General features: G+C 63.5%; 1 protein-coding gene. It reads right to left on the bottom strand.

Annotation, left to right across the window (positions count from 1 at the left end; translation table 11 throughout):
- Positions 1–216 precede the first annotated feature (216 nt).
- A partial coding sequence (locus tag DES29_RS12325) for an autotransporter outer membrane beta-barrel domain-containing protein (RefSeq protein WP_147145927.1) occupies positions 217–1,037 on the bottom strand: 821 nt, incomplete at its 5' end.

The following is a 1,037-nucleotide window of genomic DNA, read 5'->3' as shown; positions in this document are numbered from 1 at the left end:
CAAAAAGAAACCCGTCCCGCGCACTGCTGCGAGAGACGGGTTCCAATTGCCTCTTTGCGAGGCTCCTTCAGGGATCACTCCCGGAAGGCCTGTGGATGCGCTCCGAGAGGGCTTCCCGCCGCCCTTGGAGCACGACGGGAAGGAAGCCCGGGAGCGCTGCGCGCATCCTGACGGGCGGTCTCCGGACCGCCCGATCAGAACCGCGGTACAAGCCTTTTAGAAGGCGTAGCGGACGTTGGCGTTGAACGAGTTGTTCATGCGGTCGTCGGAGCCCACACCCAGCTTGTAGTTGAGGCCGAAGCCCCAGGCACCGTTCGTCGCGCTGACGCCGAGCGTGGCCTGAACCGGGTTGGAGTCGATGACGCGCACGGAGAGATCGTCCGAAGCCGAGACACCGGTGATGCCGAGCTTGAGATCAGCGTCCTTGTCGCCGAAGGTCGGAACGACCGAGAGGTCGAACTTCGGAGCAATCGTCCAGCCGCTGGTTTCGAAGTCGGCCGAGACCGTCACGCCGACAGGCATCTGGAAGATGTTCTGATCGTCGATTTCGGTGTTGAAGCCGGCCGTGAAGCCGTCGGTGGAAAGACGCGTGTAGCGCAGACCCAAGTGCGGAACGATGTTGACCGAACCGGCCTTGGTGAGCACTTCACCGCGCACGCCGAGCGTGAAGGCATTGACGTCTTCAGAGAAGTCGCCGAAGCCGTAGCCCGATTCCGTGACGTCGTTGGAGGCCTGGAGGTAGCCGATATCGCCGGCGACGTTCCAGATGTCCGCAAACGTCTTCGAACCGTAGACGGAGAAGCCGACGAGGTCGGAATCCATCGAGGTCTTGGCAGTGGTGCCTTCGCTGTCGGTGTCGGCCGTGCCGATCGTCAGCGCAGCGCCGAGCACGGCGCCGTTGGCGAACTGGTAGTCGGCGCCGAGGGTGCCGGCATAGATGTCGGACGAGTAGCCCGCACCGTCCATGACCTTCTTGCCTTCGAAGCGGCCGCCGTTGACGTCGACCCACACGTTGACGCCCTGAGCGCGCTGCGTGA

Source organism: Sutterella wadsworthensis, from assembly GCF_003315195.1.
Taxonomy (GTDB): Bacteria; Pseudomonadota; Gammaproteobacteria; order Burkholderiales; family Burkholderiaceae_F; genus Sutterella; species Sutterella wadsworthensis.
This window is presented reverse-complemented; position numbering and strand designations above follow the sequence as displayed.